Raw genomic sequence first — 26,241 nt, 5'->3', positions numbered from 1 at the left:
CTATGTCTCGTCGATTACCCCCATTAAACTCCTTACGAGTGTTTGAAGCTGCGGCTAGACACTTGAGTTTTACGCGTGCTGCAGAAGAGTTGTTTGTTACTCAAGCTGCGGTGAGTCACCAGATAAAATCATTGGAAGAGTTTCTCTCCTTGAAGCTCTTTCGCCGCAGGAATCGCTCTTTACTGCTTACCGAAGAGGGGCAGAGCTATTTCTTAGACATTAAAGACATCTTCACATCGCTTGCTGAGGCGACCGATAAGGTGCTTGAGCGCAGTGAGAAAGGTGCATTGACCATCAGCTTGCCACCAAGCTTTGCGATTCAATGGTTGGTACCTCGTCTGGCGGACTTTAATCAACAAGAGCCTGATATTGACGTTCGTATCAAAGCGGTAGATATGGATGAAGGCTCACTGACAGACGATGTTGATGTCGCGATTTACTACGGGCGAGGTAATTGGCCGGGTCTACGTGCGGACAAACTTTATCAAGAATATCTGATCCCACTGTGTGCACCTTCAATTCTATTGGGCAATAAACCATTAGAATCACTAAGTGATTTGGCATGTCATACGCTATTACATGATACTTCTCGTAAAGATTGGAAACAGTTTGCAAAACAAAATGGTATTGATGGGGTTAACGTTAATCACGGTCCTATCTTTAGCCATTCAACCATGGTGTTGCAAGCAGCCGCTCACGGCCAAGGTATCGCATTAGGCAACAACGTATTAGCGCAGCCTGAAATTGAGGCTGGGCGTCTAATCGCCCCGTTTGATGAAGTGTTAATTAGTAAAAACGCTTTCTATGTCGTGTGTCATGACAAACAGGCAGACATGGGACGTATTGCGACGTTCCGTGATTGGATGCTGGCGAAAGCACAAAGTGAACAAGAGGAACTGCTCGATGAATAATTGGCTTATCGATGGTGAAGAGCATAGCCAGTACACCTTTGTGTTTGCTCACGGTGCAGGCGCAGGTATGGATCATGAATTCATGCAGTCAGTCGCTAAGGGCCTGGCGTTTAAAGGTATTCGCGTAATTCGATTCAATTTCCCTTACATGATAAAACGTGCTGAAGATGGTAAACGTCGACCGCCAGATCGCGCGCCTAAGCTATTAGAGGCTTACCAAGAGGTGATTGAGCAAATCGATGCCCAGCAGCTGGTTATCGGCGGTAAATCGATGGGTGGGCGTATGGCCAGCCACTTGTCTGAGCATGAGAAAGTGGCTGGCGTCGCTTGCTTGGGCTTTCCTTTCCATCCGCCGGGTAAACCGGATAAGTATAAAGGTGAGCACTTAGCTGAGCTGAGTAAAGCGTGCCTTATCCTACAGGGGGAACGCGATACCTTTGGTAAGCGTGAAGAGTTTCCTGCGTTTAATCTCTCTGACTCAGTTTCTGTTGAGTTTATTCCGGATGGTGACCATAGCTTCAAGCCGCGTAAGATCTCAGGGCATACTGAACAGCAAAACATTGCACTAGCGGTCGAGAAACTGGCTAAGTTCATTAAAGGAGCCATCGATGAAAAGTAAGGGACTGCTTGTCTTTGCAGGCGCATCTGGTGCGATTGCGGTGATGCTTGGGGCATTTGCAGCACACGGACTTAAATCTCAGCTAGCCCCTTATCTATTGGGTGTGTTCGAAACCGGTGTCTTGTATCAGTTCATCCATACCTTCGCTATTGTGGCGTGTGCTATCTTGCTGCGATTGAAACTTGGTGCTAAATCACAAAAATATTTTTTCATTGCGGCAATTTGCTTTATCATCGGCATCCTTTGTTTTAGTGGCAGCCTCTATGCGCTGGCGCTGACAGGAATTAAATGGTTTGGTCCAATAACGCCGTTAGGTGGACTACTATTTATCATTGGTTGGGGAGTCTTCTCCTTCGCTGCTTTGAATATAAAAGAGGTAACTCAGTGAAACACGTACTACTTTATTGTCGCTCTGGTTTTGAAAAAGAATGTGCTGGCGAAATTCAAGACAAAGCAACACAGCTGGAAGTGTTTGGTTTTCCTCGCTTAAAAAACAATACTGGCTTTGTATTGTTTGAGTGTTATCAAGATGGCGAAGCGGATCGTTTGATCAAAGAAATTGATTTCCAATCGCTGATCTTTGCTCGTCAAATGCTAGCAGTAGCCGTTGAAATCAAAGATCTGCCAAAAGATGATCGCATATCTCCAATCCTTGATGAGCTTGCAGACAAAGAAGGTTTCCCACGCTGTGGCGACATTCGTATTGAAACGCCGGATACAAACGAAGCGAAGGAACTACTGAAGTTCTGTCGTAAGTTTACCGTGCCGATGCGTCAAGCGATGCGTGGCAAAGGCTTGATGACCGCGAAAGATAATCCTAAGAAGCCAGTACTTCATCTGTGTTTCATCGCACCGGGTCATTGCTTTGTTGGTTACTCTTACCCGAACAACAACTCTCAGTTCTTCATGGGTATCCCACGTCTTAAGTTCCCCGCAGACGCGCCAAGCCGTTCAACGCTGAAACTTGAAGAAGCATTCCACGTATTCATTCCACGTAATGAGTGGGATGAGCGTCTTGCGCCGGGTATGTGGGGTGTCGACCTAGGTGCGTGTCCGGGTGGTTGGACTTACCAACTGGTGAAGCGCTCTATGTTCGTTCACTGTGTCGATAACGGCATGATGGCTGATAGCCTGATGGAAACAGGTCAGATCAAACACCACATGGTAGATGGCTTTAAATTCGAACCAGACCGTAAGAACGTTACTTGGATCATCTGTGACATGGTTGAGAAGCCTGCTCGTGTTGCACACCTAATGGGTGAGTGGATCATCAAAGGTTGGGCGAAAGAAGCACTATTCAACCTCAAGCTACCGATGAAAGGTCGCTACGATGAGGTTCTACAAGATATCGAGAACCTGAAGCAGTTTCTAATCGAAAACAAAGTGAAGTTTAAGATGCAGGCGAAGCACTTGTACCATGACCGTGAAGAGATCACGGTACACATTCAGTCGCTGTCAAACATCTCTCCGCACTAATCGAAACAATGACGTTAAACGCTCCTATTTAGGAGCGTTTTTTGTTTATCGACCATCACTTAGGACAATCAAATTAGTTACGGATGACGATAATTTGTGCCTACTCTGGCGTTGGCCACATCTCCCATAGCATTGCCTCCATTGAGTTTTCAATGTCGTCACTGGTATTGGCGAAGAAGTCTAAGTTGGTGCGATCCTCTACGTCATCAATGGTCGTGACAAAGTTGACAAGCTCACTACCGGATACATCTCGGTGAGGCACGATAAACGCGATGGCATCGTTGTAATATGGGTCCAAGATAACTTTGTAAAATGCACTTGGGATGACAACACCATCTCCAATAGAGGCTTCATTGCCTTCGTATATAGGACCCGTCACGACATACAATTCTTGGTATTCGTTCGCGAGATCTCTTACATGCTCCTCTAATAATCGCCAACCGACACGGTTAAAGCCGGGAAGTTGTGGAGACATGTTGCTTAACAGGAAGCTCTCTTGCATTGATTGTTGGCTGAAATCCATCGCTGCGGACGGCGCAAGATGTCCACGATCGTACCCTGATTTGGAATAGTCACTTAATGTGGATTGTGCATACTCGGGTAGCTCAGTATCAGCCTTGAAATTATTACTGCGCTTGAATTGCGCATTCACGCTTTCTTTGGTGACATGATACGCCACCCAATCCGCATTCTTGGTTTGATAGTTGTAGCCGACTGCATATCCTGTCCGGCACAGCACTTGATCGCTGTTGTTGGAGGGCATGCCTTTAACGAGGTGTTCTCCGCACGTTTCCGATGCGGAACTAAAAGGGGCGACATGCAGCAAGAGGGTAGCGAGTGAAATTAGTAGTATTTTTTTCATTGTGTTTCTCCTTATTGGAGCAATGAAAATAAATACTTATATCAACAAGACTGTGATGGCGGTTAAAAGTTAATCAGCACTTGGTAAGGTATTGATTAACTTTATTAAAAGCTTGTGAATGTAAAGGAGAACACAACAGGATTGATTAACATGCAATGAGGTTAGTCAGGACTGTTATTGAAGCGGATATCTTGAAGGTTGAACCCTAATTCGATGTCGGTTTTCAACGCGGAAACCTGCTTACATACACGTGCAGACTCAATGTGTTCATCGAACTTCTTACGATATTTTTTCGGCAGGTCTACAGCTAGGTAGGCTGCTTCAATATCTGGGTAGCTGGTTAAGATCTCTTTGGCTGCCTTAGGCCCAACGCCAGGAATTCCCGGTACTTGACTAGAGTTCACGCCGGTTAAGCCCCAGTAATCTGCAAGTTGGCTCGGTTTAACCCCGAACTCTGCTTCGATAAAGGGCGTGTCTAACCAACGGTGTTGGAAATAATCGCGAATTTGTAGAGTAGGAGAGAGCAGCTGACAGTAGCCTTTATCGGTTGAGATAATGGTTACCGTTTGACCGCGGTCTGCTACTTTCTTGGCAAGCGTTGCGACCAAATCATCCGCTTCATCTCCATCGGATAACAGGGAATCTATGCCTAAATCCCACCAAGCTTGTTGAATGGCATCCAATCCAGCCATTAATGGCTCAGGCATTGGTTTACGGTTCTCTTTGTAGCTAGGAAGAATCTCTGCGCGCCAGCCACGATCTTGTAGATGGTGATCAAACACCGCAATGATATGACTTGGTTTCGACTCTTTGATGATGTTATTTAGCGTTCGCGTAGTTGTAGTGATGGTTCTTGCTATATCGCTTGGATCCGGCTGTGCAGAGTGAACGCGACGGATGAGGTTAAGGGCATCGATAATAACAAGATGGATAGACATAAGTTTCCAATAACTAAGCAATAAATAAAGGGGCGGATGAACTCGCCCCTTATAGTAACGTATCGCTTAAGCAGTTGAAATGCTCTGTGCAGAATGGTCAGTCGTTGTTTTGTGCAATCTTATAACACGGTACGTAATCGGTGCCGCCCGGCAACTTCATACGATGCTGCTCTACAAAGTCATTGAGCAGTCTATCCATTTTCGCCATTAGCGCTTTATCGCCATCAATGATGAATGGGCCGTGTTTTTCAATCTCTAGAATGCCTTCTGCTTTGACGTTACCCGCCACAATACCTGAGAAGGCTTTACGTAGATTTGCCGCTAAGTTTTCTGCCTTCTGATCCATGTGTAGATCGAGCGCCGCCATAGACTCGTGAGTTGGGTCAAATGGCAGTTGGAACTCAGGCTCAATGTGCAGTGACCAGTTATAGCTGTATGCATCTCCGGTCTCTTTGCGGTGTGAACGCACTGCTGGCATCGCTTGCTTCATGATTTTCGCCGCTTTAGCAGGATCATCAATCACGATCTTATAGTGTTTCTGCGCTTCTTCACCCAATGTCTCACCGATAAAGCGATCAATAGAGCGGAAATACTCTTCACTCTCTTTCGAACCCGTCAGAACAATCGGCATTGGCTGATCGGCATTGTTCGGATGCATCATGATACCTAGGATATAGAGCAGCTCTTCCGCAGTACCCGGACCACCAGGGAAGATGATGATGCCATGTGCCATACGAACAAAGGCTTCGAGACGTTTCTCGATGTCCGGCATGATCACCAACTCATTCACAATTGGGTTTGGCGGCTCAGCAGCAATGATCGATGGCTCGGTTAAGCCAAGGTAACGGTGCTCAGTGTAACGCTGCTTAGCATGACCAATGGCCGCACCTTTCATTGGGCCTTCCATCGCGCCGGGACCACAACCCGTACAGATATTGAGTTCACGCAAACCAAGCTCGTTTCCCACTTCGCGCGTGTACTGGTATTCGCTGGCATTGATGGAGTGACCGCCCCAGCAAACAACCAAGTTAGGTTCAATACCCGGCGTTAATGCGCCTGCGTTTCTCAAGATACCAAATACCAAGTTGGTGATATGGGTGGCGTTGGTCAGGTTGAGCCTTTGGTTATCGGCAAGGTGCATGTTGACGTAGACAATGTCACGTAACACTGAAAATAGATGTTCTTGAATACCCTTGATGATCTCGCCATCAACAAAGGCGTGCTCAGGTGGATTGTGCAGCTCGAGCTTAATGCCGCGCTCGCGCCTTACCACCTCAACATCGAAAGAGAGGTATTTATCCAGCAGCTCTTTCGAGTTGTCGGTGTGGCTGCCAGAGTTAAGTACCGCTAGGGTACAGTTACGATACAGTTGGTATAGATCACTGGATGCGGTTTTCTTAAGGCGCTCAACTTCAAGTTGAGAGAGTAAATCCATGCTACCGGCAGGACTGATATGAGTGATCATAGTGCCTCCTTGTTGAATAAGAGTTGGGGAGACAAGATGCAACGTCACCCTCAAACTCGGGAGTAGTGAAGCAAGGTATACAAAGCCAGAGGGCGTTTGATGATAATCACGTTATTCTATGCCTTGCTAAATGGTCTTGGCACAGGCTTGATCGCCAGAAAAGGCTTGTTAAGCAAATGTTAACCATTAGCTTAGCAAATATTTTCCTATTTGGTATGTGATAAGTATTTGAAAAAGAGAAATAATTTCTCGGAGAGACACAGTTATTGCCAAACGAGCTGGTTAGTACCGCGCTGTTTTGCCTTAGTTAGGATGCGATTTAGGCGCTCAAGCACCTCTTCAGGCGTATCCGATTGGCTGAATTGAGTACTTGCCGCACACAGCGTGATGGTGATCTGCTGATCGCGGAATTTAAATGGTAGTCGGCTGACTTGTGTCTGAATGTTCTGAATCACTTGATGGCAGTATTCATCGTTCTGCTCTGGTAGAAGTAGAATAAACTCTTCACCCGAGAAACGTGCCACAGTATCAGTTTTAGACAGCTCTTTGGTCATAGTGCGAGCGATGATTTTCAGGGCTTTATCACCAGCAGTGTAACCAAAACTATCGTTGATGGCTTTAAAGTTATCGATATCAAGCAGAACCACACGCAGCGAGTGCTGAGCACGAATCCAACGGCGATACTCTAACTCGAGGCGGTCGGTAAATGCGGTACGGTTGTAAACCTTAGTCAGTGGGTCAAGCAACATACGCTGCGCCTGATCTTCAAGGCGACGACGGTAGTCTTGGGTCACTTCGTACAGGGAATCAAGTTGGGTCTTGCCGTAGCTCATTCGATCGATCAGAGCCTGCTCTTTTTGCTCGGCGTGACTAAGCCTTTCAGAAAGCGATGCGATCTCATTCAACAGTGGGGTTATAGACTGTTTAAGTACTTGAATATCTGTAGCTTGTTCGACAGATTGCTGGCTCTTGCCTACTAGATTGCCGAGCTCATTGTTAAGGCTCTGGCGGTGTTCAAAGTAGGTTTGGCTTTGGTCACTGTTTTGGTCGGCTGTTTTAATGCTTGCTGAGAGAGACGCGTTCAGCTGTTCAATGAACTGTTCTGATTTTTTACGCTCTAGGTTAGTCCCTTCAATCACCAGTTTTAACACTTGTAGTGTCAGTTCAAACAGGTTTTCAGTCGTAACACCTAGGAGTAGCTTGGCACGGATATCAATTAACAAGTCACCAGATTCACCCTCAAAATCGAGTTCAGTGATCAGGTGTTGCAGTTCCGTTGAAAGATCTGAGAGTACCGCTTGTTCTGGAGAGTTATCGGTGTCAGAAAAATGAGAACGGGAATTAGTCGCCATGATTTTCACTGCGCGCTCGTAGATGCTGAGCAGTTTCATTGCATGGTCGATTTTCTGACTGCCATTGCCTTCAGAAAAACTCAGTAGATTACGCAGGTCGCGTTTAATTTGAGCCGGTAGGCCCGTTACGCGCTGCAGAGTTTCACCACTGTGCTTGATGCTTTCGTCTAAATATCCGTTCTGTTTTTCCATAGCCACCGTTTTTTGTTTTAGCATGCGCTCCAAAACAGCCAACTTCGGAATCATTGAGCTGACATCTTTCTGTTTTTGCAGCGCTTCCCTAAGGGCGATTAAATTTTCATCAAGGTGGTCATTGGTGCCGACACAAGCATCGCTTAACGATGTGACAATACGTTTAAGGACCTTTTGCTCACGTATGAACTTGAACGAGGTGTCTCTCTGATTCAGACGCGCCTGATCTAGCTGAGTTTTCAGTTGATGCAGCTGAGCCTGTATGTCTTGTTCGAGAATGCCCATAGGTCAATAAATTAGTGCCACGTAGATCGATTACGATCGCTTAGATGAAATGCCAATCTATCGATAATAACAAAACTAAAAATAAGGTCACTGTTTCGAACGATTAACCGCTCGCAAATTACTCATCTTTTAGCATTTTTTTGATATTGTCCTCATTCTGATAAGAGGATTGTATTTTTATTAACCCTTGATTAATAGCGATTTTACACGCTTCTCTTATGTTACCAGTTGCAAGGCTCGCTGCTGGCGCATTGTCGATAGCCTTCAAATAGACCCATTGACTGCTGCGTTCTTTAAGGCTCACTTCACGCGCAATGTTGGTCGACATCAGCAGCACATCGAGTAGCTCTTGGTCATTGATAGCGGTATAGGCGCGCGGTAAGAATGGGTAATCAGCAATACCAACGCGGATGGTACGATTCATATTACGCTCTGGTTCAAAGTCAGAGATCCAAGATTGAATCTTGCGGAACATCGCCTCTGGAGATGCGTCACGGTCTGAATTTGGCTCGATGTATAACAAATTCGCATCAGAGAAGTGATAAATACGTGACGGCCCATCAAGCTTGGTTTTCAGATACTCGCCAAACGCATCTTCGAGCTCAAGACCTGCTTTATAGCCATTTTGTGTGTACATGTTGCGCAGGAATGGCAGGTCAATCATCACAAAGCGCAGGCGGTCATTCAATGGTTCATGAATCAGTTCACCGAGTTGCCACTGCTCGAAGGTCTGGCTGGTCTGCTCAAGCGAGTTAGACAGCTTGGCATTGAGCATTCTCAGGTTTGGCAGTTTAGAGCGCGAGTGAGTAAAGAGGTCGGTACTCAGGCGATCATTTTCTCTGACTTGGCTCTGAATGATGTAGCCACGGCGTAGCACAAAGAAAAATAAGATGATGCTGAATAGGAATAGCGCAAAAGAGATCTTTTGAAACTTACGATGCTCCTCTTTGTACAGCTCTAGCTCTTCTGCTTGTCCGGCATAGTGCAGGGTACGCTCAGCAAACTCTTTCTGCTGGCGGAAGGCATCTTCACTGATTCGGTTGAGGTTCTGTTGCTCAAGTGAGATCAGAGATGTGTATTGTTTGAGGTTCTCTAGCGCCTTTTGAGGCTGTTGTGCCTGTTCATAACCCAACGAAAGTAGGTGGTATGAGCGCTGTGACAGACGCATATTCTCAACTTGTCGTGAGATATCCAGTGCACGCTGAGCGTATTTGATCACTTGGTCACTGTCTTGAAGGTGGTAAGCAAGCCCTGCTGAAAGCAAAGCCGCACGACCTTCGAGTTTTAGGTTGTCTGTGTACTCAAGCAGTTCAAGCGCTCGCGACAGGTACTGCTCTGCCAATGGGTAGTTGTAAAGGCGTAAGTAAGTCGCCGATAGACTTAGACGGATATCAATGACTTGGTTAATATCGCGGTCGGTACTCTCATGATCCAAAACGTTGAAGAAGTGGACTAGAGCGAGGTTGTACTTACCTTGGAAGTAGTACACATCACCCATCTTTTTCAATACTTGAGCCAGAATCGGTGAGTTTTCGAAGTTGTCATAAAAGTCGGCTGCTTGCGAAAGGTGTTCAACCGCTTTATCCAACACCTGTCTTTCAAAAAAGAGCTGTGCTAGTAAGCGGTTTACCTTCGCCAAACGTGCACTCAGGTTTCCTTCAACCGATTTCCAATAACCGTAAAGTAACTCCGACAGCGCGTGGTTGTACTCTTTGTGTGTCAGATAAAACTCACCCACCGCAATATGGTAGTCGATGGTCACTTTCTCAGAGTAGCGCTGGTCTAGAAAGGCTTTAGCACGTTGATATAGGCTTTCAGCTTCATCAATCTGGTTCTCGTATGAAGCGATTTCAGCCTTAAGCATAATTAAGCGGTAGGTAATGCCTTCGGTTAAACGCAGGGTTTGGCTGATCGATTGGAGACTTGCTTCAATACTAGTAAGTACTTCTTTGGCTTCCGCTGATTTACGGTTATTAAGCCACAACAAGCGCGTCTTTAAGATCTCAAGGTCAAGCTCTAAGTACTGGAGCTTGTAGGTCTTGGCTAGCTCGCTTGCGGTTTCGATATGCTGAATTGCGGTGCGCGTATGCCCTAAGTTGAACTCTGCCTTAGCGAGGATCTTGTAGGCATCAATACTGCTATTCGGGGTACGAATGGAAGAGTCCGTCTCTTCGCGAGAAATCGCGGATGGGCTTTTCTCGCTTTGATCCGACAAGACACGAAGCGTTAGATAACTGTTGGCCATCTGTTTGGCTCGGCTTGGTTCTATCTCAACCAAGTTATTGGCTTCATTAAGTAGAGCCGATGAATATACAGAGGCGCTAACAGAAGCACTTAAGCTAACAAGCAGCAGGCCAATAAAAGTTAACCAACGCATTTTATTTTCCTTTAAGTCGAACTGTAGATATAGAGACGAAATACAGAGTTAGAGGCGAAATCTTCCAATGATTTACTGACGAGCCATACGCATGTTGTGAGCAGGTTTATCCTGTTCTGTTGAGCGGTATGGGTTGATGTCTAAGCCGCCACGACGAGTATAACGAGCAAACACCGTCAGCTTGGTTGGTGCGCAGTACTTCATGATGTCAGTGAAGATACGCTCAACACACTGCTCGTGGAACTCGTTGTGCTCGCGGAAAGAGACAAGATAACGCAGCAGGGCTTCACGGTTGATTTTTGAACCTGTGTAGGCAATCTCAACACTGCCCCAGTCTGGCTGATTGGTGATCAGACAGTTAGATTTTAAAAGGTGGCTATGAAGAGTCTCTTCAACGTGCTCTTGCTCAGCCGCACCTTCCAAGATTGATGCTTCGAAGTCGTAGCTGGTGATCTCAATATCTTGATCATCAATGCAATCGCCTTGCATAGTAACAATCGGTTGATTGGTGTAATCAGTCACCTTGTTTACGTTAATCAGTACTGTTTCACCTGCACACGCTGACAAGTCTTGAGTCAGGCGCTCAGTTACCGCTTCCCAATCAGAGAAACGAGTTTGGTTGTAGCTGTTTAGGTACAGCTTGAACGATTTTGATTCAATGAGATTCGGACTTGTCGCTGGAATGAAAACTTCACCCACAGCCACCTGAGGTAGACCTTTGTCGTTCAGCCATGATAGCTCATACATAGTCCAGATATCGTGACCAATGAATGGCAGTTCGTCGCCTAAAGCGAGGTCATCACGGTTCAAGCTACGTGGAACAGGCTGCAATAGGCTGGCATCGTATTGGTTAGCGTACTCAGTTTTTTGACCTAGGGTTAAACCCGCTAGCTCTTTAGCGTCAGAATATTTGCTCATACTTTCGTTTCAAATTCGATTAGAATGGGGGCGATTTTACTGAATCCCCATTACTGTGTCATTAGGTCATCGCTTAATCGACGTGGAAAGGTGCCCGATTCTAATTATTATTTTCGCTTTAGGAGATTTTCATGACTCAACGTGCCCAAGACGCACTACTTTCATTCAGTCAGCAGTATGTCGATGCTTGGCAGCAGCAACATCAATCTTTACCTCGTAGTGAAGAGCTAGCAGATCTGGTTTCTCCATGCGTTGAAGAAAAGTTGTCGGGTGCTGTGTTATGGAAAAACTATCCTCGCGAGCAACATGCAGATTTTACCAACGTTGAAAATGGTATTGAATTATCACTGCATGAAGATATTAAGACATTCTACGGCGCGCAATACAGTGCAGACATGGATGCGACCTTTGATGGCAACCCTTTGACACTACTACAAGTTTGGAGCGATGAAGACTTTGTTCGTCTTCAAGAAAACATTCTTGGGCACCTAGTAACTCAGCGCCGTCTAAAGCTTAAGCCTACGGTATTTATTGCCGCAACAGATGCCGATATGGACGTGATCTCTATCTGTAACCTAACAGGTAATGTCATTCTTGAGCGCCTTGGTACCAGCAACCGTGATGTACTGACAGAGACGCTGGCTGAATTTTTAGAGAAATTGGAACCGGCTGTTTAAGATGTACGTTGTAGAACTTCAATTCGAGTGTTTTGATAACACCACTATTAGCGCGGTCGATAAGGCAATCAATGGTCTGATGGATGCGCTGCGTTATAACGGGCAGGTATTAGGCCGTGAGTTCCCGGTTGTGATGGGCGAGGGCGAGTTCTTCGTCCGTGTTGTTTGTCCTGAACAAGATAGCCTACACCCAAGAAACCACTCAGATTTTGTGAAGGTTTGCTTTAACCGTTTATCCGAAGCGAGCTTGCTAGCGCCGAAAATGCGCATGCTTGGCCGCGACCTAAATTCCGAAGAAGCAGCCGAAGATGAACAGCCAAGTTGGCAAGTGCTTTACACCACTTATGTTCATACTTGCTCGCCGCTGCGTAGCGGTGAGACCTTGTTGCCAATCCCACTTTATCGCAATCCGCCGACTTCCAACGGTGACCATAAAGCGGTAGTGAAGTGGCAAACTGAGTGGCAGGCGTGTGACGAAATTCAGATGGCTGGTGGCTGTCGTGCTGAGCACGCGGCGCTGCATGAAATTTGCGATGCTGACAGTGTGCTGTTCAAGCGCGGTTGGGATCTACGAGGTCGTTTAGAGTACTTGTCAAAAGTGCCGACATACTACTATCAGTACCGAGTCGGCGGTAAGAGTCTTGCGGATGAGCAAGCCAGAAAGTGCCCGAAGTGTGGTGGTGAGTGGTTGTTAGATGAACCGCTTCACGATATTTTCCATTTCAAATGTGATGACTGTCGTATCGTTTCCAATATGTCATGGGATCATATCAAGTAGCTCTTTAAGTTGAGATGTGTGTAAGTAATCACTATCAACTTGGTCTTTATTTTTAAAGCCCTTGCACTATGGTGTGAGGGCTTTTTCTTTGCGCTTTTTTCTCTTTTTATATTAATGTATTAGTTGCATATGTCTGTTTTGCTTTCCCGTCCCTTCGCTTCTTAAATCGACAAAAAATATTCATTCCAATAATCCAATCTGCATCAACTTTAGCCTTCATCAATAGTTATCTGGATCACAATAATCTATCTAATAACTTCCTTTTTATAATCTTGCCAATATAAATGGGATCGATCCCATGGGAATGTTCCCATTTATAAAATGATAAGTTCAATCATTGATACGAAAGGAATGGATTATGAAACTGTTACCAATTGCCGCTGCCCTTACTTCTGTTTTAGTTACTCCCACTTTACTGGCTGAGACGGCACCATTGGAATTTAATGGCTACATGCGTGGCGGTGTCGGAATGAGTGACAACGGCGGCTCAAATAGCAAATGGGAAGTGAATAAAGTAGGTCGTTTAGGCAACGAAAATGACCTATATGGCGAGTTTGGGTTTAAGAAAGAGCTGTTCAATGATGAAGAATCGACTTTCCTGATTGATTCGATGTTGGCTTACTGGGAAGGCCAAGATGAGAACGCGAAAGATCGCAATGTGGAAGTGGTACAGCTGAACATCCAAGCGACGGGTCTGTTCGACGACAAAGACATTACTATGTGGGCGGGTGAGCGTTACTACCAACGTCATGACGTGCACATCATCGATAACTACTACTGGGATGTGAGCGGTATTGGTGGTGGTGTTGAGCACATTAACTTAGGCCCAGGTAAACTCTCTCTGGCTCTAATTCAAGACACGGTGACGGGCGACGTTGATGATGGGAAAGAGACAACAGCAATGATTGCCGATGTTCGCTACGCAGGTATCCCATTATGGAAAAATGCAGACTTAGAGCTAGGTGCTGACTTTAACTTTGGCAAAGAGAAGAAAGACCAATCGCTTGATGCTGATGATAGCGTGATGCTGACAGCAAGCCTAAACCAGAACTTACCGACTGGATTTAACAAAACCATCTTGCAAGTTGCAAACTCTGGTTATGCTGAGCAGATGACGACCTTCGGTACAGGCAGTAACTTGGTGCGTGATGAAAACAACAACAACGCTGAAGGCTTCCGCTTGATCAACTGGGGTGTGGTTTCAATTGGCGATAACATCGAATTTGGTCACACGGTTCGCTATGCCTACGCGACGGATGTAGGTGCTAACAATACCAAAGATGAGTCTTTCAGTGCCGTTATTCGACCGCTGTACAAGTGGGATGAGAAAATGCGTACCGTTCTGGAGCTAGGTGGCTTCGTTGAGAAAATTAATAACCAAGATGGTGCCGGCGGTAAATTTACAGTGGCACAGGCTTGGGTTCCTAAAACGGGTTTCTGGGCGCGTCCTGAGTTCCGTATCTTCGCAACCTACATCCATGATGCGGAGAATGACGATGCATTCGGTACTGGCGAGAACAGTGAAGTGAGCCTGGGTATGCAGGTAGAAGCTTGGTGGTAATTCACACCATATAGCTACTCGTAAAATATCGGGCAAAGAAAAGGGCTGACATGATGTCAGCCCTTCATTATTGAGGTGAACTAAAAGAGTGGATTACCAACCTTTTACTACGCCACCTTGGAAGATGTCAGACGCTGCGTTGTACACTTCTTCAGTTTGGTAAGCTTTAACGAAGTTTTGTACGTTTTCTGCGTTTAGGTTCTCTTCACGTGAAACGATTAGGTTTACGTATGGAGACTCTTTATCTTCAACGAAAACGCCATCTTTTTGTGGAGTTAGGTTGATAGAGCTTGCGTAAGTTGTGTTGATGATAGATAGCGCTACGTCATCCAGTGAACGTGGAAGTTGTGCTGCGTCTAGTTCAACGATAGTTAGGTTCTTTGGGTTACCTACGATGTCACGAACAGTTGCTAGAAGGCCAACACCATCACGTAGTTCTAGTAGACCTTGTTGCTCAAGAAGCAGTAGAGAACGACCTAGGTTTGTTGGATCGTTTGGTACCGCGATACGTGCACCGTCTTCAATTTGGTCAACAGAAGTTACTTGCTTAGAGTAACCCGCGATTGGGTAAACAAATGTATTGCCCGCAATAGTTAGCTTGTAGCCACGGTCAGCAACTTGCTGATCTAGGTACGGCTTGTGCTGGAATGCGTTGATGTCGATTGAACCATCATCCAGTGCTGCGTTTGGTGTTACGTAATCAGTGAACGTTACTAGCTCAACGTCTAGACCAAACTTCTCTTTTGCAACTTTAGCTGCTACTTCTGCTACTTGAGCTTCTGCACCTGCCATAACGCCGACTTTAACTTTTGATGTGTCGATCTCTTTCTCGCCACAACCAGATAGCACTAGTGCTGATGCCGCTGCTGCGATAGCAAGTAAACTTTTTAGGCTGAATTTCATAATAATCTCCTTTTAATACATCTTTTTATCTGTGATCAACACGGCGAACAATCGAGTCACCAATGGATTGAATGATTTGAACTAGAACAATCAGCATCACAACCGTGACAGCCATAATCGTTACATCATAGCGGTGGAAACCATAGCGAATCGCTACGTCACCAAGACCACCACCGCCCACGGTACCTGCCATTGCAGAGTAGCTCACTAGGGTCACTAGTGTGATGGTTACTGAATTGATAATAGTGGGTAACGCCTCTGGTAGCAGAACTTTTGTGATGATCTGCGTTGGCGTTGCGCCCATAGATTGTGCTGCTTCAACAAGCCCAGTTGGGACTTCCAGCAGCGCACCTTCAATAAGACGAGCCACAAATGGGATTGCGCCAATAGTTAGAGGAACAATCGCTGCTGTTGTACCGATAAAGGTACCGATCAGTAGCTTAGTTAGTGGGATGATAGCGACCATCAATACTAGGAAAGGGACAGAACGGCCCACGTTCACTATCGCGCCAAGAATTTTGTTTAGCTTAGTGTTTTCTAGCAAGCCACCTTTTTTAGTGGTGTGCAGAATAACGCCCAGTGGAATACCCACAGCAAAGCCCACGATGCCAGCAATGGCTACCATGTATAGCGTTTCCCAAGTTGCGCCAAGTAGTAGGTTTCCGTTTAGGCTCAACCAATCTGTGATCTCATTAAAGGACATAGCCAAGTACCTCTACTTTTACATTGTGTTCACGTAGGAATTCGATTGCTGCGTTGTCGTCTGCTTCTGTGCCGAAAAGTTCTGCGACCATCATGCCGAACTTCACGCCACCGGCGTAATCGAGGTCAGAGCTTAAGATGCTAACGTCGATGTTGAACTTACGAGCGATTTGAGTCATCAGCGGTGCATCAACGGTTGCACCAGTAAACTCAAGACGAACCAGAGGGTAGCTACCTTCAACGCGTGTCGTTTGTAATCTCGCTTCGTAATCTTCTGGAATAGAAAGGTCGAGTGTTGAACGAATAAATTGATGCGCCAGCTCTGTTTTAGGGTGCGCAAAGATGTCGCCAACAGTGCCTTTTTCTACCAATTCACCACCGCCGATGATCGCGACTTCATGACAGATGCTCTTTACTACGTCCATCTCGTGCGTAATCAATAGCATTGTGATGTTTAGCTTGCGGTTGATCTCTTTAAGTAGCTCAAGGATAGATTGAGTCGTAGCCGGGTCTAGTGCGCTGGTCGCTTCATCACACAGTAGCACTTTAGGGTCAGACGCCAGTGCACGAGCAATCGCAACACGCTGCTTTTGACCACCACTTAGGTTTGATGGGTAGCTGTCGCGCTTATCTGCAAGGCCAACAAGTTCAAGCAGTTGGCTTACTTTCTCTTCGATGATTGCCTTATCTGTACCAGCAAGTTCTAGCGGCAGTGCAACATTATTGAACACGGTACGAGAAGAAAGCAGGTTAAAGTGTTGGAAAATCATACCGATATTGCGTCGCGCTTCACTCAGCTCTGATTTGCTTAGCTTTGTGAGGTCTACGCCATCAACAATCACTTCACCTGAGGTTGGTGCTTCTAGCATGTTTACGCAGCGGATCAGTGTACTTTTACCTGCACCTGATGAGCCGATAACGCCAAAGATCTGACCTTGAGGGATGTGAAGGTTAATGTCTATTAAGGCATTGATTTCTTTAGTGCCTTGATAGAAAACCTTGTTGACTTGATTCACTTTAATCATAAATAAACCTGTAACGGTGAACAGAATAATATGTTGATAGTTCGTTCGATTTACAGACGATGCTATGGCGTAACGTGATCTAAGTCAATAGATATTTTTACGTCTAGACGTCTAAACGTAAAAATATCTATATCGAGCTCTGTAATTAGCAGGTGATGAAGCTACTAAAGCGTGCAATAATTAGTGATTAATAGAGAGTTGATTGAGAACCAAATTTTGTCAAAACCGGCTGTATTTTTAGATCGTGATGGCGTAATTAACGTAGACCACGGTTACGTGCATGATGAGCATGATTTCGAGTATATCGACGGCGTCTTTGAAGCGGCAAAAGCCTTCAAGGACATGGGGTACCTTTTAGTATTGGTCACCAACCAATCGGGTATCGCTCGCGGTATGTTTAGCGAAGACCGCTTTCTATCGTTAACTCAATGGATGGATTGGAACTTTGTTGACAATGGCGTCGAGCTTGACGGTATTTACTACTGTCCACATCATGCAGAGCACGGTATTGGCGAATATAAGCAAGACTGCGATTGTCGTAAGCCAAAGCCTGGAATGTTCATTTCTGCGCGCGACTTCTTGAAGATCGATATGGCGAAGTCAGTGATGATTGGCGACAAAGCGGAAGATATGATGGCAGCAGAAGCTGCGGGTGTTGGCACTAAGGTGCTCGTCAGAACTGGTAAACCAGTAACAGAAAAAGGTGAAGCCTTAGCGAGCGTGGTCCTCGATAGCATTGCAGACGTGCCTGCTTACCTGAAGCGTTAATTCAACAACAACAGTGATTGGGTTGTTCTTTTAATCGAAAGGGATGTTTATGAAGAGACAGTTTACAGTTTGTGCCTTTACGTTGGCCGCATTGATGGGATGTTCTCAATCTGCAGTGGTTGAGAAAGATATCTCTAGTGGTGAATACATGACTTATCAGTGTGAATCTGAGCGAACGTTTGATGTCGCTTACGGTGATGAGCAAGCGGTACTGCGACTTCCTGACAACCAATACCGACTCAAACAAGTGGTTGCAGCTTCTGGTACTAAGTATATTCTTGATGACGGTACCACGGAACTGATGAACGGTATTACCCTGTTTACTAAAGGCGAGCACGCCAGACTTGAGCTAGGGCGAGTTATTTACCGTAATTGCCGTATTCAATAATTTACTACTCCATGACGACAAGCGGCTTTAAAAGCAGTCACTTGTCGTTTTTTATCTAAACAACTATGTAAGACTCCATGCAAAAAAAACTCACTATACTCGATATCGCAAAGCTTTCAGGTGTTGGCAAATCAACGGTTTCTCGTGTTCTCACTAATGATCCTAAAGTAAAGCCAGAAACGCGTGAAAGAGTAGAGAGAGTGATTCAGGAGTCGGGTTATACTCCCTCTAAATCTGCACAATCGATGCGTGGCGGCAGCCAAAAAGTGGTTGGCGTGATCATCTCTCGTCTGGATTCCCCTTCAGAGAATAAAGCCGTAAGTACCATGCTCGAGGAGCTGTATCGAGCTGGCTACGATGTGGTGATCATGGAGAGTTTGTTCGATCGCGAGAAAGCCAATGAGCACCTTCAGGTTCTTAAGCAGCGTAATGTCGATGGCATTATTGTGTTTGGTTTTACCGATTGTGATATTGAAGCCATTGAATCTTGGGAACATCGCGCGGTTGTTATTGCATTAGATACCGAGAACGTCACCTCGATTAACTACGATAACCAGCAGGTGATTGGTACTGCTCTCGCGCATTTGAAAGATCAGGGTTTATCAGACATTGGCTTTATTGGTGTTGACCCTAGTGATAAATCGACCGGTGAACTGCGTCTGAATGCCTACCTTAACTGGTGTGGTGAAAACAACATTGAGCCGAATTACCAGACTGGTGCTCTACACCATGAGAGTGCTTACCAATTGGTTGATCAAGTGCTTACCTCTACGACTCAAGCGATTGCTTGTGCTAGTGATACATTGGCACTTGGCGTGATCAAGCGTCTGCAAGAGTTGCAACGTGAAGATGTAGTGGTCACCGGGGTCGGTGGCAACGATCTACTTTCATTTTTATTCCCACGTGTATTTAGTATTGATCCGGGTTATCAATCGGCGGGTGCTTTGGCTGCTAAATTATTGATATCTCAATTACTTGGCCAAACACCTATCTCTCATCACACCCAAAAACCCATTGTTTAACCCCTTATTTCTAGGGTGAACTAGGTCTATTTACTAAACTGAAGAGTGTGATCTTATTCAATTAATGGGACTGTTCCCATTTTAATTTTATAATCATGCAGGCATTATACTTACCAATCTATGGGAATGTTCCCATGAATAACAAATTCATCTGAATTTGAGTGTAGAACGAAGAGAACCAGGGTGGGGTAGTATGAGTAAGATAGCGAAGCAAGACATTACGCGTCTTATTGAGTTAGTGGGTGGTAGTGACAATATCGCAAGCGTTAGCCACTGTTTAACTCGCTTACGTTTTGTGTTGAACGACACAGATAAAGCAGACAAAGTTGAGTTGGAAAAACTGAGCTTAGTAAAAGGGTGTTTTACCAACGCAGGTCAATTCCAAGTTGTGGTTGGTACTGAGGTCGATGAGGTCTACAAGCTACTCATTGAGCAGACCGGCAAACAGGAATCGTCGAAAGATGAGGCGAAGTTGGCAGCTCGTCAAAACATGAATGTGCTAGAGCGCGGTATTTCACACCTTGCCGAAATCTTTGTACCGCTGCTTCCTGCCATTATCACTGGTGGTCTTATCCTTGGCTTTCGTAATGTCATCGGCGACATTCGTATGTTCGATGGTAAGACTTTGGTTGAGCTTAGCCAGTTTTGGGCTACGGTTCACTCCTTCCTATGGCTGATTGGTGAAGCGATCTTCTTCTTCCTACCTGTTGGCGTATGTTGGTCTACAGTGAAGAAACTGGGCGGTACACCGATTTTAGGTATCACGCTTGGTGTCACCTTGGTTTCACCACAGTTAATGAACGCCTACATGATAGGTAAAGCCGCACCAGAGGTGTGGGACTTCGGCCTGTTTGTCATTGAAAAAGTCGGTTATCAAGCACAAGTGATTCCTGCCATGCTCGCAGGTGTCGCGCTGGCCTTCATTGAGACCAACCTCAAACGCATTGTTCCGGCTTACCTATATCTAGTGGTTGTGCCATTCGTATCTATCATTCTTTCTGTAATTCTGGCTCACGCGTTCATCGGCCCATTTGGTCGTGTACTAGGTGACGGCGTTGCTTTCGCAGCTAAGGCAGCAATGACGGGCGACTTTGCGATTCTAGGTTCAACAATCTTTGGTTTCCTATACGCACCACTGGTAATTACCGGTATTCACCACACAACCAACGCAGTAGACCTACAACTGATGCAAGAGCTTGGCGGTACACCAATCTGGCCATTAATTGCTCTTTCAAATGTGGCTCAAGCATCTGCGGTTGTCGGCATCATTATTTTGAGCAAGCGCGAAGGCGAGCGTGACATTTCAGTCCCAGCCGCAATCTCAGCTTACTTAGGTGTTACAGAGCCTGCGATGTACGGCATCAACTTGAAATACAAGTTCCCAATGCTGAGTGCAATGCTAGGTAGTGCTGCAGCAGCTGCAATTTGTGGTGGCGCTGGGGTGATGGCGAATGGTATCGGTGTAGGCGGCTTGCCGGGCATCCTTTCGATTCAGCCTCAATACTGGACGGTTTATCTGTTGGCACTGGCAGTTGCGATTGCAGTTCCAATCATCCTGACACTATTTTTCTACAAGCGAGCGCAGGCTAAGGGTGAGTTAACAGCAGTAAGTGCTTAATTTTATTGGGAGCAACAGTTGTTTGAGTCACTGTTGCTCCATTTTTCTTTTTGTAAGTGAGTAGAGATGACCAATCAGAATAGCGATGCGATGTGGTGGAAGACCGCAACCATCTATCAAATTTATCCGAAGAGTTTTTGCGATAGCGGCGCCAAAGGAACTGGCGACATTCAAGGGGTGATATCAAAGTTAGATTACCTAAAAACGCTGGGTGTAGACGCCATTTGGTTAACGCCAGTATACCAATCACCGATGGTCGATAATGGTTACGATATTTCTGATTACTACGCGATAAACCCAGAGTTCGGCACTATGGCGGACTTTGACCAATTGTTGGCAGAGGCTCACCAACGCGGTATTCGCATTATCATGGATATTGTTGTTAACCACACGTCCACTCACCATGCTTGGTTCCAATCGGCTTTGGGCGATAAAGAGAGTCCATATCGTGATTACTACATCTGGAAAGATCCGGTTGATGGCAAGGCACCAACTAACTGGCAGTCGAAGTTTGGTGGTAATGCTTGGGAGCTAGATGAAGCTACGGGTCAATACTACTTGCACTTATTTGCGAAAGAGCAAGCCGACCTAAACTGGGAAAACCCTAAGGTTCGTGGTGAAGTCAAAGAGATCATCAGTTACTGGGCAGAGAAAGGCGTGGATGGTTTCCGTTTAGATGTCATCAACCTGATTTCTAAGCAGCAAGATTTCCCTAACGATGATATTGGTGACGGTCGCCGTTTCTACACGGATGGCCCACGAGTTCACGAATACTTGCAAGAGATCAGTGACGCAGTGTTCCAAAAGTACGGCAGCGTAACGGTTGGTGAGATGTCATCGACAACCCTTGAACACTGTCAGCAATACTCAAGCCTAGATAACAAAGAGTTATCAATGGTGTTCAATTTCCACCACTTGAAGGTGGATTATCCGAATGGTGAAAAGTGGACTAAAGCGCCGTTTGATTTCTTACAGCTGAAGTCGATCTTTAACCATTGGCAGAGTGGACTCAACGGCAAAGGTTGGGGCGCGCTTTTCTGGTGTAACCACGACCAACCTCGTGTGGTAAGCCGTTTGGGTGACGATCAGAACTACCGCGTTGAATCTGCGAAGATGTTGGCGGCGTCAGTACATATGATGCAAGGCACGCCATACATCTATCAAGGCGAAGAGATTGGCATGACCAACCCTGGCTACCAAGATATTGCTCAGTACCGTGATGTCGAAAGCACCAATATCTACCAGCTGATGGTTAATGAGCAAGGCGTTTCACACCAAGATATGATGGCAATTCTGGCGCAGAAATCTCGTGATAACTCTCGTACTCCAATGCAGTGGGATACTTCGGATTATGCTGGTTTTTCAAAGGCTCAGCCTTGGCTTGAAGTCGCAAGCAATTACCGTGAAGTGAATGCCAAACAGGCAGTTGAAGATTCCGACTCAGTGTTCTATTTCTACAAAAAATTGATTGAGTTACGCAAAGAAGTGTCAGTGATCACCGATGGTGATTATCAAGACTTGCTGCCAGAGCACTCAAGCATTTTTGCGTATGCTCGCCAGACTGAAACCCAAACTCTGTTATGTATCAACAACTATTACGGTGAAGAGACTGAGTGTGTGCTTCCTGAGCGCTTTGCGATGAATCGCGCTAAGACTCTACTGTCTAACTATACGGATACTCAAAACTCAGCGGCATCTCATCATCAAGTACTGCGTCCCTATGAGACGCGCATTCTGTTGATCGATAACGAAGCGTAATATTGAGCCATAGGCTTGCCCTAAATAGGCCCCCACCTAGATAGGGTAGGGGCTCGATGTCCAAGAAAGGCTTTGCGGTGCTCCTCAAAGCCTTTCTTTTTTATATGTTTAACCGTTTGTTTATGAGGCTTGGTTAATTGCCGTCAAGGTCGCTTTCTCTTCAGTAATCACCGCACCTTCTGCATTGAGAAGTTCGATTTGCGTTAGAAGGCCAATGCTTGGGTTAAACCAACGCTCAGTTGTGCTAGAGAAGTGCATTGAGTCATCCACGCTGTCGCAATTTAAGTAGTATTCGTTGGTTTCGGTAAGGTTGGCTGCTTCGATGGATTTTCCAGAAACGGTGAAGCTCTTTCTTACACCCGTTTCATTGATTTGTTGTTGCCACACCACACTGCAAGAGTCATTAGCAGGCAGGTTCTTTACCCATTGGTGATCGTCAAAGTCAGTAAGCATATTAATCACTGCTTCACCATCTAGGGTTGCTTGGATGGATACGGTCTCTTCACTGATATCAATGATAGGGTTGCTCTCTTTTACATCTGCACCAGTAAGTCGGAACAGAGGGCTGCTGCGCATAATGGTTGTGATGTACTGGCTATCGATAAAGTAGGTATCAGTGATTTCATGAAGGGCGCTGTCGGTGCCTGCAAAGTAAAACGTATAGTCCGCTGTCATTATATCTTCATCAATGATGGTTTCAGACAGGTAGAACTGAGTGACGCCATAGTTACGAAGGTCGTGAACAACTTTTAGTAATGCTTCGCTATCAGGGGTTTCTTGTAAGTGTTTGATGAGTTCGTCTGGGCTCAATGGCACGTAGAGCATAGACATATTGCCTTCTGGTTGACCATCGGCCTCTAACTCATAGTTCATAGTTGTACTGTGCTTAGGAGCAAACTGCGCATTTTTGATTGGAAAGTCTGCTTGGTTGTTTGGACCTTTTTGGTTTCCAGTTGATGAGCCTGAAGAAGAGCCACCGCCGCCACAGCCATATAGAGCAACCAATGAAGCGGTAAGTAGAGTCAGAGTTTTATGCATGTTAAGTATTCCTAAAGTGAACTGGCAAGGCTTGCCGAAACTGCTCGGAATACTAGGTTTTTGGTTGTTTAGAGGGCAAAAAACGAAGTCACATGAGATCTTAATTTATATTTAAGATTATGATTTTAAAGTTTTTATATTTTTTAATTGGCGAACTCTTCACCTACTGAGGTGCAGTAGTTAATCATTAGGTTTTCCCATTGTTTGATGATCAAAGGCTCCTTGATACTCAGCTTTAGGCTGCTCCAAGGTTGCAGGCAGGTCTCTTTTGACTCCGGCTGCGACAGCCTAGAAAACAGTTCTTCGGAAGGGATAACCCTTAATAGAGCGACTAAAGATTCCATGTAGTTCAAACGGAAGTTATCGAGGTTGCCTTGTTGAAAGCTGATGTGAGAGATCATCATATAGATAAGTGCATTCTCAATGCTCGAGTGACCAGATGGATTGGTGAGTAGCTCTTTGGCAGTTGGTAGATCGCGCAGCTTAAAATGGATGACGCCAAGCCACAGTTTGAGCTCGTCTGGAAGCAACTTAAAGTGGGTTTGCACTCGGTTGGTAAAACGGATTAAACGCTGATGGTCAGTTTCGAACAGCGCGAGGTGGCGAGCCATCAGGGTTGAATTCATGCAGTTAAGCTCAATAGATTCTAAATCAATAAACTGCTTAGTTAGTAACGCACTAAGTTGACTGTTATCGATAGACCAATGTGGCATTCCTGGCTTAGGTAACGCGAAGTAGTCTGCGAGATCTCGATTTATTTCCATCAGGCTGTCACTAAGACTATCAACATCGAGGGTATAGACGCCACGAAAGGCCAGTTTGCCTGAACTTGGGTAGATTAGGCTGACCTGAGCGCCAAGGCGAGAGTCGACATCTTGATCTTTCAACTGAATGTTTAAGAGGTAATCGCTGGTACGCATGTTTTTTGCGCCCGGGAAGAACGGGGAATTATCTATTGGATCGACGAAGTAACTCGGTGCATCTTGATTTGCGAGATCTGTGTAGGAGTATTCGATCTGCTGTTGTAACAGTAGGGCTTTAATAGACGCTCGATATTGCCTAGCGTTATCACCGACGGCATCGATGCGGCTAAGCAATAGTTCGACTTTAGGAATTAGACGTTGCTGTCGGGTAAGCTCAGAGTTCTGATTTGGGGATTGCCACAACAGATAGCCAAGCGTGATGGTGCTTGCGAGTAACACGAGCGTCACCAACCATAACCAAGATGGCTTTGAAGCCGTTTTGTTATGCTTTGGCTTTGGTTCTACATTGTTTTCTATTTCAGCGTTATCTAGGCGCACAGAGCTAGGATTGAGAAAGTAGCCCTTGCGCGGGTAGGTCACTAAAATTTTAGTGGCGTCGCTGTCTGGGAGGTGCTTCTGCAGTATTGAACGCAGCGTGCTGATTCGATTAGTCAGAACGTTTTTAGAGATAAAGCTGCTTTGCCAAATCTCTTGGATGATCAGCTCAGCTGAGAGTGGCTCTCCAACATGACGTAACAGCAGTTCCAGTAGCTCAACTGAGCGTGGCTCTAGGTTGATGACTTCTTGAGGTGTGCTTAACTCACGGGTACTAGGGTTGTACACCAGATCGGCAATGACGATAGAGGTATTGTTAGCCTGAGCAGCAGCGAGGAAGTCTTGCATAGGAAACCGTGTTTCATAAAAGCAGACGATTTTAGCTGCTTTGTTTATAAAAAGCAGCTAAGTATCCCGGATAAAAGCACTAACTTTATTCTGGCTCAAAATCGAGAAAGTGAGCGCTAACCAACAAGCCTATGAGCTGTAGCTAACCGAGTATCGTGTAGGTTTGTGGTTCATCGCGAGCACGACGTTCAGTACCGCAGTGCCAAGTACAGAAACAGCGATGATCCAAGGTGATACAAAAAAGAACGACGCAAATAGGATACAAGCATCAATAGCCATTTGAGTCTTACCTACTGAGATGCCATAACGGTCTTGGATGTATAGGCACAGTACGTTGAAGCCACCCAAACTTGAGCGATGGCGGAATAGAATCAGCATACCTAGCCCCATGAGCAGGCCGCCAGCAATCGCACAGTAAATTTCATTGTGGGCATCAAGAGAGATAACTAAATACAGATGATCCGCAAAAACAGACACTAAAGCACCGGAAAAAGCACTGCTAATGGCAAAATTACGCCCAAAGCGTTTCCATGCCAATATATAGAATGGACAGTTTGCGATAAAGTAAAGCGCACCGAAGGTGACAGGTAGAAATTGACTCAATAGAAGAGCCAAGCCTGTGGTACCGCCAGTAAGTAGTTGAGCAGACTGTAAAAAGAAGACGCCTTGTGCAACTAAGAAGGTGCCTGTAAGAATGGCAACCCAATCTTCTTTACGTGAGTGTTTTTCCATCGTTTTAATAATTACCTAGCCAATAAAGGCGAGCATAGTAGAGAAAAACATGCATTTTCGGTAGCTTGAGACACAAAATTAAGGTAAACCTATGTAATATTCGTTTTACAGGGTGTAAAGCGAAAACTTGACAGTAAGTCGCGTGCTGATGCGATGTGTCGCATAAGTATGATGAAGCTTATATGTCATTATGAAAAAACTGCATGATAAAATTGCAATTAGCTCTTTAT

The 26,241-nt window shown here is 45.6% G+C and carries 24 protein-coding genes; 12 read left to right on the top strand and 12 right to left on the bottom strand.

Features of this window, described 5'->3' with window-relative positions; all coding sequences use genetic code 11:
* Positions 1 to 2: 2 nt before the first annotated feature.
* The 4 genes from FIV04_RS11405 to rlmM are packed head-to-tail and all read left to right on the top strand — an operon-like array spanning position 3 to position 3,006.
* On the top strand, positions 3 to 911 hold the full coding sequence (locus tag FIV04_RS11405) for a transcriptional regulator GcvA (RefSeq protein WP_032551652.1): 909 nt from the start codon (positions 3 to 5) through the stop codon (positions 909 to 911).
* Positions 904 to 1,530 carry an alpha/beta fold hydrolase gene (locus FIV04_RS11400; protein ID WP_152469185.1) on the top strand — a complete coding sequence of 209 codons (627 nt, stop codon included), beginning with the start codon at positions 904 to 906 and terminating at the stop codon, positions 1,528 to 1,530. The genes FIV04_RS11405 and FIV04_RS11400 overlap by 8 nt, the downstream gene beginning before the upstream one ends.
* Positions 1,520 to 1,918 carry a DUF423 domain-containing protein gene (locus FIV04_RS11395; RefSeq protein WP_152469184.1) on the top strand — a complete coding sequence of 133 codons (399 nt, stop codon included), beginning with the start codon at positions 1,520 to 1,522 and terminating at the stop codon, positions 1,916 to 1,918. Before FIV04_RS11400 ends, FIV04_RS11395 begins: the two co-directional genes overlap by 11 nt.
* A complete protein-coding gene (rlmM, locus tag FIV04_RS11390) occupies positions 1,915 to 3,006 on the top strand; it encodes a 23S rRNA (cytidine(2498)-2'-O)-methyltransferase RlmM (protein ID WP_152469183.1) in 1,092 nt (363 codons plus the stop codon). Before FIV04_RS11395 ends, rlmM begins: the two co-directional genes overlap by 4 nt.
* A 100-nt stretch (positions 3,007 to 3,106) precedes the next feature.
* Here rlmM and FIV04_RS11385 read toward each other — a convergent pair whose 3' ends face one another.
* The 6 genes from FIV04_RS11385 to queF form a co-directional block, all read right to left on the bottom strand.
* Positions 3,107 to 3,868, bottom strand: a complete 762-nt coding sequence (locus FIV04_RS11385) for a DNA/RNA non-specific endonuclease (protein ID WP_152469182.1) — start codon at positions 3,866 to 3,868, stop codon at positions 3,107 to 3,109.
* A 161-nt stretch (positions 3,869 to 4,029) separates the two neighbouring features.
* Positions 4,030 to 4,806, bottom strand: a complete 777-nt coding sequence (xni, locus tag FIV04_RS11380) for a flap endonuclease Xni (RefSeq protein ID WP_152469181.1) — start codon at positions 4,804 to 4,806, stop codon at positions 4,030 to 4,032.
* A gap of 97 nt (positions 4,807 to 4,903) precedes the next feature.
* Positions 4,904 to 6,271 carry a nucleotide 5'-monophosphate nucleosidase PpnN gene (ppnN, locus tag FIV04_RS11375; protein WP_152469180.1) on the bottom strand — a complete coding sequence of 456 codons (1,368 nt, stop codon included), beginning with the start codon at positions 6,269 to 6,271 and terminating at the stop codon, positions 4,904 to 4,906.
* 263 nt (positions 6,272 to 6,534) lie between these two features.
* Entirely contained in the window at positions 6,535 to 8,100 is a 1,566-nt protein-coding gene (locus FIV04_RS11370; RefSeq protein ID WP_152469179.1) for a diguanylate cyclase, read from the bottom strand.
* Positions 8,101 to 8,218: 118 nt separating this feature from the next.
* A complete protein-coding gene (locus FIV04_RS11365) occupies positions 8,219 to 10,477 on the bottom strand; it encodes a lipopolysaccharide assembly protein LapB (RefSeq protein ID WP_152469178.1) in 2,259 nt (752 codons plus the stop codon).
* A 72-nt stretch (positions 10,478 to 10,549) separates the two neighbouring features.
* A complete protein-coding gene (gene queF / locus FIV04_RS11360; RefSeq protein ID WP_152469177.1) occupies positions 10,550 to 11,395 on the bottom strand; it encodes an NADPH-dependent 7-cyano-7-deazaguanine reductase QueF in 846 nt (281 codons plus the stop codon).
* A 131-nt stretch (positions 11,396 to 11,526) separates the two neighbouring features.
* Between queF and syd the strand changes: the two genes are divergently transcribed.
* The 3 genes from syd to FIV04_RS11345 all read left to right on the top strand — a co-directional run bounded on the left by syd (position 11,527) and on the right by FIV04_RS11345 (position 14,411).
* Positions 11,527 to 12,072, top strand: a complete 546-nt coding sequence (gene syd, locus FIV04_RS11355) for a SecY-interacting protein (RefSeq protein ID WP_032551662.1) — start codon at positions 11,527 to 11,529, stop codon at positions 12,070 to 12,072.
* Between the two features lies 1 nt (position 12,073).
* A complete protein-coding gene (locus FIV04_RS11350; protein ID WP_152469176.1) occupies positions 12,074 to 12,850 on the top strand; it encodes a Zn-ribbon-containing protein in 777 nt (258 codons plus the stop codon).
* A 358-nt stretch (positions 12,851 to 13,208) separates the two neighbouring features.
* Positions 13,209 to 14,411 carry a carbohydrate porin gene (locus FIV04_RS11345; protein WP_032551664.1) on the top strand — a complete coding sequence of 401 codons (1,203 nt, stop codon included), beginning with the start codon at positions 13,209 to 13,211 and terminating at the stop codon, positions 14,409 to 14,411.
* A gap of 93 nt (positions 14,412 to 14,504) precedes the next feature.
* Here FIV04_RS11345 and metQ read toward each other — a convergent pair whose 3' ends face one another.
* Genes metQ through metN form a run of 3 tightly spaced genes read right to left on the bottom strand, consistent with a single transcriptional unit; the run spans position 14,505 to position 17,041 of the window.
* Entirely contained in the window at positions 14,505 to 15,314 is an 810-nt protein-coding gene (gene metQ / locus FIV04_RS11340) for a methionine ABC transporter substrate-binding lipoprotein MetQ (protein WP_150893676.1), read from the bottom strand.
* A gap of 25 nt (positions 15,315 to 15,339) precedes the next feature.
* Positions 15,340 to 16,017: a methionine ABC transporter permease gene (locus tag FIV04_RS11335; protein WP_152469175.1), complete on the bottom strand. Its 678-nt coding sequence runs from the start codon at positions 16,015 to 16,017 to the stop codon at positions 15,340 to 15,342.
* The gene (gene metN / locus FIV04_RS11330; RefSeq protein ID WP_150869146.1) at positions 16,007 to 17,041 is read right to left on the bottom strand and encodes a methionine ABC transporter ATP-binding protein MetN; all 1,035 of its coding nucleotides are present in this window, start codon (positions 17,039 to 17,041) and stop codon (positions 16,007 to 16,009) included. The genes FIV04_RS11335 and metN overlap by 11 nt, the downstream gene beginning before the upstream one ends.
* A 216-nt stretch (positions 17,042 to 17,257) precedes the next feature.
* Between metN and gmhB the strand changes: the two genes are divergently transcribed.
* From gmhB to treC, 5 genes are all read left to right on the top strand, one after another.
* The gene (gene gmhB / locus FIV04_RS11325; RefSeq protein ID WP_032551763.1) at positions 17,258 to 17,809 is read left to right on the top strand and encodes a D-glycero-beta-D-manno-heptose 1,7-bisphosphate 7-phosphatase; all 552 of its coding nucleotides are present in this window, start codon (positions 17,258 to 17,260) and stop codon (positions 17,807 to 17,809) included.
* A gap of 49 nt (positions 17,810 to 17,858) precedes the next feature.
* Positions 17,859 to 18,197: an MliC family protein gene (locus tag FIV04_RS11320; protein ID WP_152469174.1), complete on the top strand. Its 339-nt coding sequence runs from the start codon at positions 17,859 to 17,861 to the stop codon at positions 18,195 to 18,197.
* A gap of 77 nt (positions 18,198 to 18,274) precedes the next feature.
* Positions 18,275 to 19,219, top strand: coding sequence for a trehalose operon repressor TreR (gene treR / locus FIV04_RS11315; RefSeq protein WP_152469173.1), 945 nt, complete (start codon positions 18,275 to 18,277; stop codon positions 19,217 to 19,219).
* Between the two features lie 193 nt (positions 19,220 to 19,412).
* Entirely contained in the window at positions 19,413 to 20,837 is a 1,425-nt protein-coding gene (gene treB / locus FIV04_RS11310; RefSeq protein ID WP_032551671.1) for a PTS trehalose transporter subunit IIBC, read from the top strand.
* Positions 20,838 to 20,903: 66 nt separating this feature from the next.
* Entirely contained in the window at positions 20,904 to 22,595 is a 1,692-nt protein-coding gene (gene treC, locus FIV04_RS11305; protein ID WP_152469172.1) for an alpha,alpha-phosphotrehalase, read from the top strand.
* Between the two features lie 120 nt (positions 22,596 to 22,715).
* Here the strand turns inward: treC and FIV04_RS11300 are convergent, their stop codons facing one another.
* From FIV04_RS11300 to FIV04_RS11290, 3 genes are all read right to left on the bottom strand, one after another.
* A complete protein-coding gene (locus FIV04_RS11300) occupies positions 22,716 to 23,633 on the bottom strand; it encodes a hypothetical protein (RefSeq protein WP_152469171.1) in 918 nt (305 codons plus the stop codon).
* A gap of 143 nt (positions 23,634 to 23,776) precedes the next feature.
* Positions 23,777 to 25,279, bottom strand: a complete 1,503-nt coding sequence (locus tag FIV04_RS11295) for a winged helix-turn-helix domain-containing protein (protein WP_152469170.1) — start codon at positions 25,277 to 25,279, stop codon at positions 23,777 to 23,779.
* A 129-nt stretch (positions 25,280 to 25,408) separates the two neighbouring features.
* Complete coding sequence (locus FIV04_RS11290; protein WP_032551676.1) at positions 25,409 to 26,011, bottom strand: YitT family protein; 603 nt, start codon at positions 26,009 to 26,011, stop codon at positions 25,409 to 25,411.
* Positions 26,012 to 26,241: the final 230 nt, after the last annotated feature.

It is taken from the genome of Vibrio sp. THAF190c (assembly GCF_009363355.1).
Lineage (GTDB): Bacteria > Pseudomonadota > Gammaproteobacteria > Enterobacterales > Vibrionaceae > Vibrio > Vibrio fortis_A.
The sequence above is the reverse complement of the archived record's forward strand: the minus strand, read 5'-3'. Positions and strand labels throughout refer to the sequence as shown.